This window comes from Mesorhizobium sp. EU05-FHT14A09 (assembly GCF_058790995.1).
Genome location: NZ_JBYTDF010000001.1, coordinates 582,256 through 597,330, shown reverse-complemented (window position 1 = coordinate 597,330; position 15,075 = coordinate 582,256). Strand labels below are relative to the sequence as shown.

Sequence of the window (15,075 nt, the reverse complement as noted above, 5' to 3'; positions counted from 1 at the left end):
TTTTAGCTATATGGGTGTTGAGGTAAGCCGTCTGTCGAACGGCCTGACAGTCGCCACCGAAACCCTTCCAAGCATCGAATCCGTTGCTCTCGGCACCTGGGTCAAATCCGGGGCACGAAACGAGCGCGAGGATGAGCATGGAATGGCCCACCTGCTCGAACACATGGCATTCAAGGGCACGAAGAGACGTTCCGCCTTCGAGATCGCCTCGGAAATCGAGAATGTCGGTGGCGAGATCAATGCCGCCACCAGTGTCGAGACGACGTCGTTCTACGCTCGGGTACTGTCTGACGATGTGCCGCTTGCGGTTGATATCCTGGCCGACATCCTGCAGGAATCGGAATTCGACCCCAATGAACTGGAGCGCGAACAGAACGTCATCCTGCAGGAAATCGGCGCCGCGCACGACACGCCCGATGACGTCGTCTTCGACCGCTTCACCGAAACCGCCTTTCGCCACCAGACCATCGGGCGTTCGATCCTGGGCACGCCGGAAACGGTCAAGTCCTTCACGTCCAAGCAACTGCATGATTTCATGGAGCGCCAGTATGGCGCGGAGCGCATGGTCATGGTCGCTGCCGGTGATGTGAAGCATGACGATTTCGTCCGCGAGGTGGAGAAAAAGCTCGGCTCCTTCCGTTCGAAGGCGGAAAGCGTCGCGCCGCAATACGCCCAGTATGTCGGCGGCGACTTCCGCGAAGACCGGGACCTGATGGACGCGCAGATCGTGCTCGGCTTCGAGGGCCGCGCCTACCATGTGCGCGACTTCTATGCATCGCAGGTCCTGTCCATGATCCTCGGTGGTGGCATGTCGTCCCGCCTGTTCCAGGAAGTGCGCGAAAAGCGCGGCCTCTGTTATTCGGTCTATGCCTTCCATTGGGGTTTCTCGGACACAGGCGTGTTCGGTGTCCATGCTGCAACCGGCCAGAACGACATCGCTGAACTGGTGCCGGTGATCGTGCGCGAATTGCAGCGCGCCGGCGAGGACATTTCCCAGGAAGAGCTCGACCGCGCCAGGGCTCAGTATCGCGCAGGCCTGATCATGTCGGCAGAAAGCCCGGCCAGCCGGGCGTCGCAGATCGCACGCCAGTTGCTGCTGTTTGGCCGGCCGATCCCGAAGGAAGAACTGATGGAGCGGCTCGGAGCTTTGACCACCGAACGCCTGACCGACCTGTCGTCCCGCTTGTTCTCGACGCGGCCGACGCTGGCCGCTGTTGGCCCCGTCGGCACGCTGGCGCCTTACGAGGCCGTACTCGACCAACTCCCGGGCCTGGAGGTCGCGGCCCGGAAGCTCGCCGTCTGATCCAGGCTGACAGCCGTGTTCGCACTCCCTTTCTTTCGCCGAGACCTGCCGGCGCTGAAGGGCGAGAAGGTGTTGTTGCGCGTCCCTATGGCGAGCGATCATCGCGAGTGGGCGGCATTGCGCGGGGAAAGCCGCGCTTTCCTGGAGCGATGGGAACCGCGCTGGGCGCCCGATGAACTCGACCGCTCGGCATGGCGCCACCGTATCGGCCGCTATCGCGAGGACTATGCGCAAGGCACGGCGATCGCATTCTTCATTTTCGATCGAAGCTCCGGCAAGCTCGCCGGCGGGATCACGCTGGGCAATATCCGCCATGGCGTCGCACAAAGCGGCCATATCGGCTACTGGATCGGCGAACGTTATGCCGGGCGCGGCATGATGACCGACGCCGTCAAGGTCGTGGTGCGTTTCGCCTTCGACACACTCAAGTTGCACCGGATCGAAGCAGCCTGTATTCCCGACAACATTCGTTCGATCCGTGTGCTTGAAAAAGCCGGATTCCAGCGTGAAGGACTGGCGCGCTCCTATCTTCGCATCAATGGGGCGTGGCAAGACCACTATCTTTATGCCCGGATCGCTGACGATCTGCCGGCATACGCTACGAAGGGCTGATTTTGACGAAACTCCTGCGAAACGGATCGGTGCTAGAGCGTTTCCGTTTTTCACGGAAACGCGGAAACGCTCTAACTCTTTGTTCTTACGCAATTCCGGACGAAAAACCGCTACACACTTTTCCTGGAATTGCTCTGGCTTTCGTCCTTGCGGCGATCGTGACCCTTTTCGCCGCCGCTTCCGCCCATGCCGTGGAACCGATCAAGATTTCCCGCGACGATGTCGCGCTCGACCTCTCCGGCGCGGTCGAAATCTACCGGAACCAGGGTGAGAATTTTCAGGTATCGACGGCTCCAGGCTCCGACGGCATCGTCCGCCGCATCGAGGTCGAGGCCAATGATGCCCGCTCGACCGGTGACTGGGCGGTCTTTGCGCTTGCCAACACCACCGACGATGTCATCGACCGCCTGATCGTCGCGCCACATTTCCGGCTGGTGAAGTCAGGCATCTTCTGGCCCGATCTCGGCTCGACGCGCTTTACCGCGATCACGCCTTCCGAAGGTTTTGCACTCGACAAGCAGGCAAGCCCGGATGCCGACGTCTTCCGTGTGACGCTGAACCCCGGCTCGGTCGTCACCTTCATCGCCGAACTCGCCTCGCCGAAGCTGCCGCAGGTCTATCTCTGGGAACCGGAAGCCTACAAGGACACCGTCAACTCCTACACGCTCTATCGCGGCATCGTCATCGGCATCGCCGGTCTTCTGGCGCTGTTCCTGACGATCCTGTTCGTGGTCAAGGGAACCTCGCTGTTTCCGGCGACCGCTGCCCTGGCCTGGGCCGTGCTCGCCTATATCTGCATCGACTTCGGTTTCCTGGCCAAGATCATCCAGGTGGCACCTGGTTCCGAGCAGGTCTGGCGCGCCGGCGCAGAGGTGGCGCTCGCCACGACCTTCGTGGTCTTCCTGTTCACCTATCTCAACCTCAACCGCTGGCACGGCCATTTCAGCTACGGCGCGGTGGTGTGGATCCTGGGCCTTGCGGCGATCGCAGGCATCGCCATCATCGACCCGGCGATTGCCGCCGGCATTGCCCGCATTTCGTTTGCCGCCACCGCGGTGACCGGCCTTGGCCTCATCATCTTTCTCGGCATACGCGGCTACGACCGCGCCATCATGCTCATTCCCAGCTGGGTGATGGTGCTGTTATGGGCCACGGGGTCGTGGATGGCGATCACCGGCCTGCTCGACAACGACATCGTGCAGCCAGCCCTTGGCGGCGGGCTGATCCTGGTGATCCTGCTGATCGGCTTTACCGTCATGCAGCATGCCTTTGCCGGCGGGGCGCTGCACCAGGGCCTGTTCTCCGACCTCGAGCGCCAGGCGCTGGCGGTGGCCGGCTCCGGCGACACGGTATGGGACTGGGACGTGCTGCGCGACCGCATCGTCACCCGCCCCGATGTCAGCCTGCAGCTCGGTCTCGCGCCGGGTAGTCTCGGCGGCGCGGCCCGCAACTGGCTGCCGGTTCTGCATTCGGACGATCGCGACACGTTCCGCACCACGCTCGACGTCGTGCTGGAGCATCGGCGTGGGCGCGTAGCGCAGAATTTCCGCCTGCGCGGTGCCGACGGCCACTATCACTGGTTCGCGCTGAGAGCCCGCCCGGTGATCGGTTCCGACGGCGAGGTCATCCGCTGCGTCGGCACGATGGTCGACGTCACCGAGCAGAAGAAATCGGAAGAGCGGCTTCTGCACGATGCCGTGCACGACAATCTTACCGGTCTGCCGAACCGCGAGCTGTTCATGAACCGGCTGGAAGCGATCATCTCGATCGCCCGCACCGAGGACAAGGTCCGGCCGACCGTCTTCGTCATCGATATCGACCGCTTCAAGCAGGTCAATGACGGCCTGGGCATCTCGGCCGGCGACACCATCCTGCTCACCGTGGCGCGGCGCCTGCACCGGCTGCTCAAGCCAAAGGACTCGCTGTCGCGTTTCGCCGGCGACCAGTTCGCGCTGATGCTGCTTTCCGAGCAAGATCCCGCCCGCATTGCCGCCATGGCGGATGCCATCAAACATGCGATCAGCTCGCCGATCACCTTCGCCAAACGCGAGATCGTGCTGACCGCCTCTGTCGGCCTGATCACCTGGACGTCCGACCAGACCTCGGCAGAGGACCTGGTCAAGGATGCCGAGCTCGCCATGCACCAGGCCAAGCGCTTCGGCGGCGATCGCATCGAGCCTTTCCGGCCTGCCTTCCGCACCGTCGGCACCGACCGGCTGCAGTTCGAGTCCGACCTGCGCCGAGCCATCGAGCGGCGCGAATTCACCCTTGCCTATCAGCCAATCGTCAGGCTGGAGGACTACACCGTCGCCGGTTTCGAAGCCCTGCTGCGCTGGGATCATCCGCGCCGCGGCATGATCCCGCCGGCCGATTTCATTCCAGTGGCCGAGAGCTGCGGGCTCATCGTGCAGCTCGGCCTCTTCGCGATGCAGAAGGCGGCGGAAGACCTGGCGGGCTGGCAGAAGCATATCGGCGACACGCCGCTGTCGGTCTCGGTCAACCTCTCCAGCCGCCAGCTCATCCGCCGCGACCTCGTCACCGATGTCCGCTCGGTGATCGCGCGCGCCGGACTGAAGCCGCGATGTCTGCGCCTTGAGCTCACCGAATCGCTGGTTATGGACAACCCCGAACAGGCCGCGCATGTGCTGGCCAAGCTGAAACAGCTGGGCATCGGCCTGTCGCTCGACGATTTCGGCACCGGCTATTCGTCGTTGTCCTACCTGACCCGTTTCCCGTTCGACACGATCAAGATCGACAAGAGCTTCATCGACGACACCTCGCCCAAGCGCGCCGTGTTGCTTCGCTCCATGGTCAACATGGCCCACGAGTTGGGACTCGCGGTGGTCGCGGAAGGCATTTCCGACCAGAGCGATGCCCTGGAACTGCGCCAGATGGGCTGCGAATATGTGCAGAGCTTCATGTTCGGCGCCCCGATGAACGGCGATGCCGTGATCAAGCTGCTGCGCGAACAGTATCCGCTGACGCAGGCCTAGTTAGATAGGTCCTGGATGTTAACACATCCAGGACGCCTCAAACGCCGGCGCGGCGCGCGGTCGCGTGCTCCAACGGTCATATAGAATGACCGTTGGAATAGCCTCCACGTCTTTCTCCCCGTACACCGGCTAGCCCCATAGACTGAAGTGTCCAAACGGCGGGATGCGCGAATCTGCTATGTGAAAGCTCAGGCGTGGCCGGCAGCCTGGCTGAAACGCGCAAGGTCGATGCCGATCGAGGCGAGTGCCCGGTCGTACTTGCCTTCGATGTCTGGATCGAAAAGCAACTCGGGTGTCGCCGGGCAGGTCAGCCAGCCATTTTCAGCGATCTCGCTTTCGAGCTGGCCAGCACCCCAACCGGAATAGCCAAGTGTCATCAGCGCCTGGCGCGGTCCGCGCCCCGCGGAAATGGCGCGCAGGATATCGACCGTGGCAGTGAGGCAAATATCCTCGGACACCGGCAGAGAGGATTCGACACGATAGTCGCCCGTGTGCAGGACGAAACCGCGGCTGCGGTCGACCGGCCCCCCATTGCGCACGATGAAGTCACGGGTCTGCTGCGGCAGGCGGATCGCCTCCTGCTCGTTCATGATGCCGAGTTGCACCAGAAGATCGGGAAACAGCATCTGCTGGGTCTGGTTGATGATCAACCCCATCGCTCCCTCGTCCGAGTGGGCGCAGATGTAGATGACCGACCGCGCGAACCGCTCGTCCTTCATGCCAGGCATGGCGACGAGGAACTGGTCGTCGAGAAAGCCGCTTTTACCGGCCGCATTTTTGTGGCGTAAAAGGTCCATGCCCGAAGGGTAACGCGTTTCCGGCACGCTTGAAAGATGCCATTGGTTCAATTCGCGAACGCCCTTAATGCGCAGGTCTCACGCAAAAATGATGGGCGACATCCAACGAAAGCGGTTGCGCCACCGCATTGGCCCCCTCAAATCAGCGTCATGGATCGTTTGAGATTTTCGCCAGACCAATTCCGGGAAAAGCACGCAGCGGTTTCCCGTCCGGAATTGCGTGAGAACAAAGAAAAAGAATTAGAGCGTTTTCGCGTTTCCGCGAAAATCGGAAGCGCCCTTGGCCTCGCCGCACTCATCGCCAGCAGCCTGCCGGCCGCGGCCTCGTCATCCACCTGGGCAGACAGTGAAGGCGGCCGCGTTCGGCTGGTCACCACCGGCACGCCCGACGCCGCCGGACAGCTGACAGGTGCGCTTCATATCGAACTGAAACCTGGCTGGAAGACCTATTGGCGCGACCCCGGTGCGAGCGGCGTACCGCCGCAGATCGATGTCGCCAAGGCAACCAACATCGCCGGGGTCGAGCTGTCCTACCCTGCCCCCGGGCGGCACGATGACGGTTATGGCGGCTGGGCCGGCTACGATCGAACGGTCGCGCTGCCGGTAAGATTCACGCTGGCAAAGCCCCGGGAAAGCGCAGTCATCGATGCCGGCGTCTTTCTCGGTATCTGCCAGACGATCTGCATTCCCCTGCAGGCGCAATTGCGGGTCGACCCGACCGAAGATGCAGGCAATGCCGAGGATGCCGAACTGGTGAAAGCGGCATTGGCCGCCTTGCCGCAGAAATCGAGCGAGGCCTTTGGCGCACAGACTCTGCCTGGAGAAAAGGACAAGCTTCTTGTGGAGGTGACCGCACCGGGTGGCACCAAAGGTATCGACCTCTTCGTCGCCGGCGAGCAGGGTTATCTGTTCGGTGCGCCGGCGCGCGCGGAAAAGAACGGCAAGCCCGTGTTTTCGTTTCCGATCCTGGCGAGACCCGGCAAGGCAGTGCAGGGCGATGGCTTGCCCTACACGCTGACCACTCCGTCCGGGGCGGTTGAAGGTCTATTGCCCTATCCGTGACAATCGCCGGACTTGGCCGCATTGCGAGGCGGCGCGGAAGGCGCTATCGCTTTGCGCTCTTCCTTTCTTTCCCAGACCAAGAGGACTGCCATGACCATTGCCGTTGGTGAAAAGCTGCCTGAGATCACCTTCAAGACCATGACCGATGACGGCGCCAAGGCGCTGACCGGCACGGAAGTGTTTTCCGGCAAGAAGGTGGTGCTGTTCGGCGTTCCGGGTGCATTCACACCGACCTGCAACAATAACCACCTTCCCGGCTACCTCGAGAACCGCGATGCCATCCTGTCGCGCGGTGTCGACCAGATCGCAGTGGTGGCGGTCAACGACCCGTTCGTGATGGGCGCCTGGGCACGCTTCACCGGCGGTGAAGGCAAGATCCTGTTCCTTGCGGATGGCAGCGGTGATTTCGCCAAAGCTGTCGGCCTCGACATCGACCTCAGCGCCAACGGGCTCGGCCTGCGTTCCAAGCGCTTTTCGATGATCGTCGAAGACGGCAAGGTGACGGCCCTCAACATCGAAGGCAACCCCGGCCAGGCCGTCGATTCCAGCGCCGCCAAGCTGCTCGAACAACTCTAAAAATCCCATCGACGACCGGCCTGCCCCGAGGCAATCGCCGCAGGCAGGCCGGTCAATTTCGGCAACGCATCCCGCGCAGATCTTCAGAACGTTCCGTTTTTCGCGCCACCCGTGAAAACGCTCCAACTCCTTGTTTTTACGCAATCTCGGACGGAAAGCCTCCACGCGCTTTTGCTGAACGTCCTCGCGGCTCCCTCTTTCGCAAAGCAGAACTTTGGGGCAGAGGAAGCAGATGGCCAGAAAAACAAATGCCCGGGAACGCCTGATCGGCGCAGCACAGGATATTCTGGCTGAAGAAGGGTTGGCGGCATTCACCTCGAATGCGGTGGTCGAGCGCGCCGGTGTGACGCCACCGACCTTCTACCATTATTTCGTGAACAAGCAGGCGCTGCTTCGCGAACTGGGCGAACGGATGATGCTGGCACAGCATGAAGTCATCCGGCGCGACACCGGCCTGGTCATCGGAGGACCAGCGGACTTCCGCAAGGCTTGTGAACGCACCGTACATGAAGCCTTCGCCAGCACGCGGGCTTTCCGCGGCGGCTATGCCTTGCTGGTATCGCTGCGGGCCCTGCCCGACCTGCGCGACGTCCGGTTGCGCGCGCATGCCGACATAGCGCGGCTGATTTCCGGCTACCTCCATGAACAGGGATTGAGCAAAGGGCCGGACGATCTCATCGTGCCGGCCCGGGTAGCGCTGGAATATCTCTACGCCGCGATCGAGATGCTGTTCGAGACCGACTTCGCAAACCAGGAAGAGGTACTGCGCCTGACGGTGGAGACGCATGTCCGGCTTTACGAACTGTTCTGATCTATCGCCGGCGTCGCCACGCCGACACGCAGCATCAGGGCACAGCCAATCACGAACAAGACAACAAGGCTGCCGAACCCGATGCGCTGGCTGCCGCTCAGCGCGGTCGCCAGCGCCACCAGCGCCGGTCCCAGCCAGACGGTGATGGTACTCGTCATCGCATAGATGCCGAAGAACTGGCCAAGCCGATCCGGCGGAGTGAGCATCACCAGCAGCGACCGGCAGGACGCAAAGGCAGCCACGATCATCCCGCCCATCGGGATAGCACTGATGAGGAAGATGACGTCGGTGGTCTCCGCGAACATCAACCTCTCCGAGGCCTGCGCGGCGATTGGCACCAGCCCGAACAGGATCGCATCGCGACTGATCGAAATCTGGAACAGAAACAGCGCGGTGATCGCCAGCAATTCGGTCATGATCGCATTGCGTGGGCCCAACCGCCGATCGAGCAAGCCGGCTGCCAATCCGCCGCCCACCGCCGCAATCGTCACGATTATGCCCATCGCGGCGTTTTCCGAACGCGTCCATCCCAACGTCCCCGACGTGTAGACGGCCGTAATCGCAAACAGCGCGATCAGCCCGTCCATGAAGACCATGCGCGCGATCAGGAAGCGCATGATCTGCGGCCATTCCGCAAACAGCGCGCGAACGGTGGCGATGAGCCGGATATCGCGGGGAAAGGGGCTGACCCCACGCCAGCGTCCCGCCGCCCCGGGGCGGTCCGTCATGAAGCAGAGGAACGGCCATACGAAGACCGCGATCCAGATTGCACAGACGATGCCCGACAGGCGTGCGACATCGACTTCTGCCAGCCCGGCCGGTGGATAGCGCGTGAAATAGAGTACCCCGAGCAGCAACAGCACCGACGCCGCACTGCTCAACGCCAACCCGAGTCCGGAAATGATCGAAACCTGGCTCTTCGTGCCTGCAACCCCGAGCAGCGCATTCTGGAACAGCTCGGACACTGAAAAGCAGCACCCAGCCAGCGCCAGCAGCGTCATGACCAGCGGAATTGCGTACGGCGTTTCCGGGTGGATGGAACTCAACCCGACGCAGGACAGCGCCATCGCCAGCATCAGCGCGGCCAGCACCGGCTTCTTTCTGCCCCCGCGATCCATGTAGCTGCCGAGGAAAGGCGCGATCATCGCCATTGCGAAGCCGGAGATCATCTGCGTCGTGCTGAACAATGCCTGCCCGCGCACCGGATCGCCGACTACGGACTGCGCGAAGTAGGTAGAATACACATATATTACAATAAGATAGTAAAATGGCCCTCGCGCCCAATCCAAGCTGGCCCACCACCAGCCCGCAGGCGGAATGCCGTACCACAGTCGTTTCGCCACTGCCTCCACGCTCCCCTCCCAGAGATATGTATAATAATCACTATAGACAGACTCTGGCTCCTGCGCCATTCTGTTTTCAACTGGCGGAATCGATTGGAGTCGGAACGAATGGAAGAGTTCTTGTTTCACGGCGGGGCAATCCTGCCTGCACAGGGTGACCGCGCTCCCGAAAGTCTGCTCGTCATTGGCGACCGGATCGACTTTGTCGGATCACTGGCCGATGCGCGACGCCGCACGCAGGACGCAGGCCTGGTGCCGCAGGAGATCAATCTGGCCGGGCGCGCCATTGTCCCGGGTTTCATCGATGGGCACCTGCACCCAATGCCAATGATCTTCTTCGCCATGTCGGCCGATCTCAGCGGCGCACACGACATGGCTACGGTCAGTGAGCGGCTGCGTGCGCAGCAAGCGCGGCTCGCCGTGGACGAGTGGTTGATCGGTGTCCAGTTCGAGAGCAATCACCTGCCTGCGGGCGTAGTGCTCGACGTGATGCTTCTGGACCAGTGGTTCCCCGATCGGCCTGTCCTGATCTATGGCCGCGACGGCCATGGCGTCGTCGTCAATTCGGTCGTGCTGGCAATGTTGTCGGCAAGCGAACTGGCATCGGATCCCGCGGGCGGCACAATCGGCCGTGACGCTTCCGGTCAGCCGGACGGCCGTTTCTTCGAAAAAGCCGTAGGTCTGGTTCAGGCAAAGACGCCAATACCTGCCCCCAACCGCATGTTGGACGCGATGGGAGAGGTATTCGCGCGGCTGGCGCGGTCCGGCATTACCTCGATCGGGGCGATGCTGCAGAGCGACGACGAAGGACCGGCGGGAGAGGCCGGGCGGCTGGAGAGCTTCATCGCACTCGCCTTGCCGGAACTCGTCGCACAGTCGATCTACGCCATCGTCATCGGCCGCACACTGGCAGGCGTCGAGGCACTGGCCAGCACGGCTCTCAACGATCCCCGGCGCGGCACCAAAGCGCGCGCGATCAAGATCTTCGCCGATGGAACCTTCGGCTCGTGCACCGCCTGCATGAACCTGCCTTACAGCGATCGCAGTTGCACCCATGGCTACATGACATTGCCGGAAGATGAGATCTATCGGCGGATGGAAGCCGCGCATCTTGCCGGGTATCAGATCTGCGTTCATGCCATCGGCGACCGCGGCATCGCCAATTGCGTTCAGCTGTTCGAACGCCTGCTGGCAGAGCATCCGCGCGAGGATCATCGCCACCGTATCGAACACGCCTCGATCGCCGATGCCGAGCTGGTCGCCCGCATCGCCCGTATCGGGCTGCATATCTGCTCCCAGCCATTGTTCATCAGGTCTGAAATGGCATGGCTGCCCACACGGCTGGGCGAAGAGCGCACAGGAAACGTCTATCCGTTCCGTGATTTCCTCGACGCAGGCATCACGCTGGCCGGATCCTCGGACGCGCCGATCGAAGATACCGACGTGATCGCCGCGATCGACTTTGCGGTGAACCGCGGCGGTTTTCATCCGCAACAGGGCGTATCGGTTCGCGAGGCGCTGGACATGTACACGGCGAATGCGGCCCGCCTGCAGTTCGAGGAGAACGACAAGGGCTCGCTGGATGCGGGGAAGCTGGCCGATCTCGTCATCCTCGACCGCGATCCCCTGTCGATCCCGGCCCAGGATATCGGGACGCTGTCGGTCATGGCGACGATGATCCGGGGCCGCTTCGTTCATGACCTGATTGGTGTCCAGGGCTGACGCAGCAGGGCCAAAACGTTCGCTGAATATCAGCGGCGCAAAGCTCGATCTCGAAAAAGGAAATCCACATGCAACATGATCCGATCGTGAAGATCGAACTGCGCCCTGTCTTCGTGCCGTTCACGGAAATGGTGCGTGCGCATCTGCAAGGCGGCAGCGGCAAGGTCGCGATGGGCCTGAAGGTGGAGGATCACTGGCTGGGCGGCGATTTCCTGGTCTGCCGCATGACGACGGAAAACGGCGTCGTCGGCCTGGGCGAAAGCTATGTCTGGCTGGTCGAGAGCGGCGTGTCGCCGCAACTGATGGCTGATGTGATCGAACGGCACCTTGCCCGCTTCGTTCTGGGACATTCCGCCTTCGAGATCGGCGCCATTCAGGGCAAATTCGACAACAACGTCGCCCGCAACGAAATGGCCAAAGGCTTGCTGGACATGGCGCTGCACGACGTGGTGGCGCGCAGCGTCGGCCGGCCTGTCCATGACCTTTGCGGCGGACGCCAGATCGACCGTGTTCCGCTCAGCCTGGTGATGCCCCTTACCGACGTGCCGACCATCCTGGAAATCACACGCATGGCGCTTGGCGCAGGCATCCGTTCCTTCCGCTGCAAACTGGGAGACGGGCGCACGCGTGACGTGGCGATCATATCAGCCGTGCGCGACCTGATCGGACCGGATGCCGGTTTGCGCGTCGACTACAATCAGGCCTACGCACCCAACGAGGCTCTGGCGGCGATCGAAGCGATCGCGCCTTATGGCATCGATTTCGCCGAGCAGCCGGTGCGCGCCGACGATTTCGCCGGCATGGCCTGGGTGCAGTCTCGCACCAGCGTGCCGCTGATGGCGCATGAAGGTGCGTTCGGCCTGCGTGATATCGTAACTTTGGCTGAGATGGGCGGCGTCCGCTGTTTCGGACTGAATGCCGAGCGACCCGGCGGCATGACCGGGGCATTGCGTGCGATCGACTATGCCGCGGCGCGCGGACTGGACGTCGTGTTGCACAACCAGTGCGGCGGCATCGGCAGTGCGATGCTGCTGCACCTGCACGCCGCGCGCGCGGCCAACATCCGCCACGCCACCGAATTGCAGGGCCACCTGATGCTTGAGCACAGCCTGATCCAGGAAAGCATCGACTATGACGGCGGATCGGCAGCGGTACCGGACGGCCCAGGCTGGGGCGTGACGCTGGACGAAGCAGCTGTGGATCGTTTCGCCAGAGCAGACTGGATCACACTGAAAGCCTGATGTGTCCCAGAAACGGGGAGCAACAAAGAGAAGCCGTTTCCACCGTGGGGGCCTCTGGGGTTTCAGTAACTCTGCGACGACCGGCGGGGCTTCGGGGCGCTGGGCTTCGCGGCGCTGGGTTTCGCTGCGCTCGGCTTCGCCGGCGCATCGCCCCTGGGAGGGCGCGCGGAGCTCGCCGTTGCGGAACCCGACTTCTTGAAAGGCGCCATGCCCTCGCGGGCCAGTTCGTCAGCACGCTCGTTTTCGGGATGACCGGCGTGCCCCTTGACCCAGTGCCAGGCCACATCGTGCCGCCGGTTGGCTTCGTCCAGGGCCTGCCAAAGCTCGCCATTCTTGACCGGCTTCTTGTCAGCGGTCTTCCAGCCGTTGCGCTTCCAGCCATGGATCCACTTGGAGATGCCGTCCATGACATATTTGCTGTCGGTGTGAAGATCGACCTTGCAGGCTTCCTTCAGGGCATTCAGTCCGGAGATTGCCGCGAGCAGCTCCATGCGGTTGTTGGTGGTATCCGCCTCACCACCCGACAGCTCCTTGGTCTTGCCGTTGAAGCGCAATATGGCGCCCCAGCCGCCCGGTCCCGGATTGCCGGAGCAGGCTCCATCGGTGAAAACCTCGACATGCTTCATTTCAGGCCATACTCGGAAGCTGAGCCGATGGCGCGGTGGAAGCGCATGCGGCGGATGTATTCGGTTGGATCACGCTTGATGACAAGGCCGCCGTCGGGAACGGTCAGCCAGTCGTAGAGACGCGTCAGCATGAAGCGCAGTGCAGAGCCGCGCGCCAGCATCGGCAGCGCCTCCCGCTCTGCCGCATCGAGCGGCCGCACGCTCTGGTACCCAGCCAGCAGCGCCGTTCCCTTGGTCAAGTTGAAGGAGAAATCCTTCTCGAAGCACCAGGCATTGAGGCAGGTGGCGAGATCGTAGGCGTAGAAATCGTCGCAGGCGAAATAGAAGTCGATCAGGCCCGACAGTTTCTCGCCGAGGAAGAAGACATTGTCCGGGAAGAGATCGGCATGGATGATGCCGGTCGGCAGACCTTGCGGCCAGTTGCGCTCGAAATCGGCGAAATCCGCGTCGACCTCGGCGGCAAGCCCGGGCTCAACTTCGTCGGCGCGGGCGCGCGAAGCCTCCCAGAGCTTGCGCCAGCCGTCGATTGCCAGCGCGTTGGCGCGATGCATGGTAAAATCGGCGCTGGCCAGATGCATGGCGGCCAGTGCCTTGCCAACTTCACGGCAGTGCGTGACACCCGGTTTGCGCAGCCACATGCCTTCCAGAAAGGTGATGATGACCGCGGACCTGCCAGCCAGCGTGCCGATCATCGATCCGTCGTGGCGCTGCACGGGCAACGGGCATGAAATGCCCTTGTTGGCGAGGTGAGCCATCAGCCCGAGGAAGAATGGCAGGTCGGCCTTTTCCACCCGCTTTTCATAGAGTGTCAGGATGAAGGAGCCTGCCGTCGTGTGCAGCAGAAAGTTGGAGTTTTCGGTGCCTTCGGCGATGCCCTTGTAAGAGAGCAGGTCGCCGACCGAATACTCCTTCAGGAAAGCCGCAAGCTCGCCCTCACCCACATCAGTATAGACCGCCATCACACGGTCCCGTTCACGAAGGCCATGTCGGCCGGGGTCAGTTCGACATCGCGCAGCACCCGCATCACCGGGAAATCCTCCGTTTCCGTGGCCGTCACTGCCAGTTCGACCGAAACGTCGAAACGCTGGCGGAAGGCATTGATGATCTCGTCGACGATTATCTCAGGCGCCGAGGCCCCAGCGGAGAGGCCGAGCGTCTGTATCGAGCCGATGTCATTCCACGGAATTTCGGAAGCGCGCTGCACGAGAAGCGACATCGCAGCACCCGCGCGCTCCGCCACTTCAACAAGACGGCGCGAGTTCGAAGAATTCGGTGCCCCGACAACCAGATAGAGGTCGCAGCCCGGCGCAGTCTCCTTCACGGCATCCTGCCGATTGGTCGTTGCGTAGCAGATCGATTCGGCCGCCGCCGCCTGCAAGGCAGGGAAACGTTCCTCCAGAGCCCGGATGATGCCGGCGGTGTCTTCCACCGAGAGCGTCGTCTGGGTGACAAAGCCTAGCGCCTCGGGATTAGCCGGCTGAAACGACGCTGCATCGGCTTCCGTTTCGATCAATGTGACTGCACCGTCGGGCAGCTGTCCCATCGTGCCGATCACTTCGGGGTGGCCGGCATGGCCGATCAGAAGCACATGGCGGCCCAGCCGCTGGTGGCGCATGGCCTGCTTGTGCACCTTGGAGACCAGCGGACAAGTGGCGTCGAGATAAAAGAGATTGCGAGCAACGGCATCCGCGGGCACCGACTTCGGCACGCCATGCGCGGAGAAAACCACCGGGGATTGCTTATGCTCCTCCGGGATCTCGGAGAGCTCTTCGATGAAGACAGCACCGAGGTTCTGCAGTCCCTCGACCACGTAGCGGTTGTGCACGATCTCGTGGCGGACATAGACGGGCGCGCCATACTTCTTCAGCGCCAGCACGACGATCTGGATGGCACGGTCGACGCCGGCGCAGAAACCTCGCGGCTGGCAGAGCCTGATCGTGAGCGGCGGTTTGACGGCTTTGTTCAACATGCTTTCCTATCGTCTGGACA

Annotated in this window: 13 protein-coding genes; 8 read left to right on the top strand and 5 right to left on the bottom strand. The window is 62.4% G+C overall.

Annotation, left to right across the window (positions count from 1 at the left end; translation table 11 throughout):
• Positions 1-10: 10 nt before the first annotated feature.
• The 3 genes from AC3WTO_RS02705 to AC3WTO_RS02695 all read left to right on the top strand — a co-directional run bounded on the left by AC3WTO_RS02705 (position 11) and on the right by AC3WTO_RS02695 (position 4,908).
• Positions 11-1,303 (top strand): M16 family metallopeptidase, encoded by a 1,293-nt coding sequence (locus tag AC3WTO_RS02705; RefSeq protein WP_492459140.1) that lies wholly within the window; start codon positions 11-13, stop codon positions 1,301-1,303.
• Positions 1,304-1,318: 15 nt separating this feature from the next.
• Positions 1,319-1,915 (top strand): GNAT family N-acetyltransferase, encoded by a 597-nt coding sequence (locus tag AC3WTO_RS02700; protein WP_492459139.1) that lies wholly within the window; start codon positions 1,319-1,321, stop codon positions 1,913-1,915.
• 158 nt (positions 1,916-2,073) lie between these two features.
• A complete protein-coding gene (locus tag AC3WTO_RS02695; protein ID WP_492459138.1) occupies positions 2,074-4,908 on the top strand; it encodes an EAL domain-containing protein in 2,835 nt (944 codons plus the stop codon).
• A gap of 188 nt (positions 4,909-5,096) precedes the next feature.
• On the opposite strand, the gene AC3WTO_RS02690 is transcribed toward AC3WTO_RS02695, so the two are convergent.
• Positions 5,097-5,705, bottom strand: a complete 609-nt coding sequence (locus tag AC3WTO_RS02690; RefSeq protein WP_492459137.1) for a YqgE/AlgH family protein — start codon at positions 5,703-5,705, stop codon at positions 5,097-5,099.
• A 216-nt stretch (positions 5,706-5,921) separates the two neighbouring features.
• On the opposite strand from AC3WTO_RS02690, the gene AC3WTO_RS02685 reads away from it, so the two are divergent.
• From AC3WTO_RS02685 to AC3WTO_RS02675, 3 genes are all read left to right on the top strand, one after another.
• The gene (locus AC3WTO_RS02685) at positions 5,922-6,767 is read left to right on the top strand and encodes a protein-disulfide reductase DsbD domain-containing protein (RefSeq protein ID WP_492459136.1); all 846 of its coding nucleotides are present in this window, start codon (positions 5,922-5,924) and stop codon (positions 6,765-6,767) included.
• 90 nt (positions 6,768-6,857) lie between these two features.
• A complete protein-coding gene (locus AC3WTO_RS02680) occupies positions 6,858-7,343 on the top strand; it encodes a peroxiredoxin (protein ID WP_492459135.1) in 486 nt (161 codons plus the stop codon).
• A gap of 232 nt (positions 7,344-7,575) precedes the next feature.
• Positions 7,576-8,154, top strand: coding sequence for a TetR/AcrR family transcriptional regulator (locus AC3WTO_RS02675; protein ID WP_492459134.1), 579 nt, complete (start codon positions 7,576-7,578; stop codon positions 8,152-8,154).
• On the opposite strand, the gene AC3WTO_RS02670 is transcribed toward AC3WTO_RS02675, so the two are convergent.
• The gene (locus AC3WTO_RS02670) at positions 8,139-9,398 is read right to left on the bottom strand and encodes an MFS transporter (RefSeq protein WP_492459133.1); all 1,260 of its coding nucleotides are present in this window, start codon (positions 9,396-9,398) and stop codon (positions 8,139-8,141) included. The two genes, AC3WTO_RS02675 and AC3WTO_RS02670, sit on opposite strands and share 16 nt — an antisense overlap.
• Before the next feature lie 207 nt (positions 9,399-9,605).
• On the opposite strand from AC3WTO_RS02670, the gene AC3WTO_RS02665 reads away from it, so the two are divergent.
• Positions 9,606-11,219: an amidohydrolase gene (locus tag AC3WTO_RS02665; RefSeq protein WP_492459132.1), complete on the top strand. Its 1,614-nt coding sequence runs from the start codon at positions 9,606-9,608 to the stop codon at positions 11,217-11,219.
• Between the two features lie 68 nt (positions 11,220-11,287).
• Positions 11,288-12,460, top strand: coding sequence for a mandelate racemase/muconate lactonizing enzyme family protein (locus AC3WTO_RS02660; protein WP_492459131.1), 1,173 nt, complete (start codon positions 11,288-11,290; stop codon positions 12,458-12,460).
• Between the two features lie 62 nt (positions 12,461-12,522).
• On the opposite strand, the gene rnhA is transcribed toward AC3WTO_RS02660, so the two are convergent.
• The 3 genes from rnhA to ispH are packed head-to-tail and all read right to left on the bottom strand — an operon-like array spanning position 12,523 to position 15,055.
• Positions 12,523-13,086 carry a ribonuclease HI gene (gene rnhA / locus AC3WTO_RS02655; protein WP_492459130.1) on the bottom strand — a complete coding sequence of 188 codons (564 nt, stop codon included), beginning with the start codon at positions 13,084-13,086 and terminating at the stop codon, positions 12,523-12,525.
• Positions 13,083-14,045: a homoserine kinase gene (locus AC3WTO_RS02650; RefSeq protein WP_492459129.1), complete on the bottom strand. Its 963-nt coding sequence runs from the start codon at positions 14,043-14,045 to the stop codon at positions 13,083-13,085. The genes rnhA and AC3WTO_RS02650 overlap by 4 nt, the downstream gene beginning before the upstream one ends.
• Complete coding sequence (gene ispH, locus AC3WTO_RS02645) at positions 14,045-15,055, bottom strand: 4-hydroxy-3-methylbut-2-enyl diphosphate reductase (protein ID WP_492459128.1); 1,011 nt, start codon at positions 15,053-15,055, stop codon at positions 14,045-14,047. The genes AC3WTO_RS02650 and ispH overlap by 1 nt, the downstream gene beginning before the upstream one ends.
• Between the last annotated feature and the right edge of the window lie 20 nt (positions 15,056-15,075).

Coding starts and splice junctions, on each gene's coding strand:
- AC3WTO_RS02705 (WP_492459140.1), top strand. CDS start 11: ATGGGTGTTGAGGTAAGCCGTCTGTCGAACGGCCTGACAGTCGCCACC.
- AC3WTO_RS02690 (WP_492459137.1), bottom strand. CDS start 5,705: ATGGACCTTTTACGCCACAAAAATGCGGCCGGTAAAAGCGGCTTTCTC.
- AC3WTO_RS02680 (WP_492459135.1), top strand. CDS start 6,858: ATGACCATTGCCGTTGGTGAAAAGCTGCCTGAGATCACCTTCAAGACC.
- AC3WTO_RS02675 (WP_492459134.1), top strand. CDS start 7,576: ATGGCCAGAAAAACAAATGCCCGGGAACGCCTGATCGGCGCAGCACAG.
- AC3WTO_RS02665 (WP_492459132.1), top strand. CDS start 9,606: ATGGAAGAGTTCTTGTTTCACGGCGGGGCAATCCTGCCTGCACAGGGT.
- AC3WTO_RS02660 (WP_492459131.1), top strand. CDS start 11,288: ATGCAACATGATCCGATCGTGAAGATCGAACTGCGCCCTGTCTTCGTG.
- rnhA (WP_492459130.1), bottom strand. CDS start 13,086: ATGAAGCATGTCGAGGTTTTCACCGATGGAGCCTGCTCCGGCAATCCG.
- AC3WTO_RS02650 (WP_492459129.1), bottom strand. CDS start 14,045: ATGGCGGTCTATACTGATGTGGGTGAGGGCGAGCTTGCGGCTTTCCTG.
- ispH (WP_492459128.1), bottom strand. CDS start 15,055: ATGTTGAACAAAGCCGTCAAACCGCCGCTCACGATCAGGCTCTGCCAG.